We start from the raw sequence: 1022 nt of genomic DNA, 5'->3' as shown, positions 1-1022 counted from the left end.
AAAAGCCGGGTAAAAAACCCTGAACCGCAGCCAATTTCCAATACCCGTTGCAAATGTGGTTGTGCTACATGCTGCTGCATGAACTGCATCAACTCTGCCGCTACGGCACTTTGTACCAGCGCATGCTGCTCATAACTGAGATTTGCCTGAGCAAAACGCTGGGCAATCTGTTTGCTGTTCATCGCGGCAAATTCCTCAGCACCTGCAGACATGCGTCCAGCTCATCCGCAGAAATGTTCTGATTCAGGCAGATTCTGAGTCTGGAGGTGTTGGCAGGAACCGTTGGCGGACGTACTGGTAGCACATAAAATCCCTGCTGTTGCATAATTTCAGCCGCCTGAATGGTGCGTTTTGCCTCACCAATCAGTACCGGCACAATTTGCGAGGTTGACGGACAGTGATATCCCAAGTCTTGAATGCCCTGCTGACAGCGTACAGCCAATGCTGCCAAATGTACTCGTCCCGCCTGAAGCTGCTGTACCTTCTGAAAAATAAATCTAGTCCAGGCCATACATAGTGGCGGCTGGGCGGTACTAAAAATTAAAGGTCGCATGCTATTAATCAGATAGTCACGAATCACTGGCGCACAGACCAGATAACCACCAACTGAAGCCAAAGCCTTGCCAAAGGTACCGACCAGGAAATCAATCTGATCCAATACTTGATACTGTTCTGCGCAGCCCAATCCACGTTCACCGCGCACACCAATTGCATGTGCCTCATCGACATAGAGCATGACTTTTGCAAACTGCTGTTTTAATGCCACCAAAGCAGCTAAATCTGTTTCATCCCCATCCATACTGAAAATTGATTCAGTTACCACAATGATGCGCTGGATAGATTCATCTGACTGATATTTTTCTAAAAACTGAGTCAAATGCTGCAGGTCATTATGGCGGTAACGCACATAGCCAGCTTTAGATAAACGAATCCCGTCGATAATACTGGCATGTACTAGTTTGTCAGCAATGATCATGGTTTTAGCATTACTGAGCGCAGGAAGAATCCCGATATTCATGTGA

1 protein-coding gene and 1 pseudogene are annotated in these 1022 nt (G+C 47.2%); both read right to left on the bottom strand.

Annotation, left to right across the window (positions count from 1 at the left end):
- Positions 1–212, bottom strand: a pseudogene (locus ACNPNW_RS16170) (malonyl-ACP O-methyltransferase BioC); the annotation flags it as partial.
- A partial coding sequence (locus ACNPNW_RS16165) for an 8-amino-7-oxononanoate synthase (protein ID WP_448767176.1) occupies positions 179–1022 on the bottom strand: 844 nt, incomplete at its 5' end. The gene ACNPNW_RS16165 and the pseudogene ACNPNW_RS16170, both read right to left, overlap by 34 nt.

This window comes from Acinetobacter endophylla, from assembly GCF_053543775.1.
This window is presented reverse-complemented; position numbering and strand designations above follow the sequence as displayed.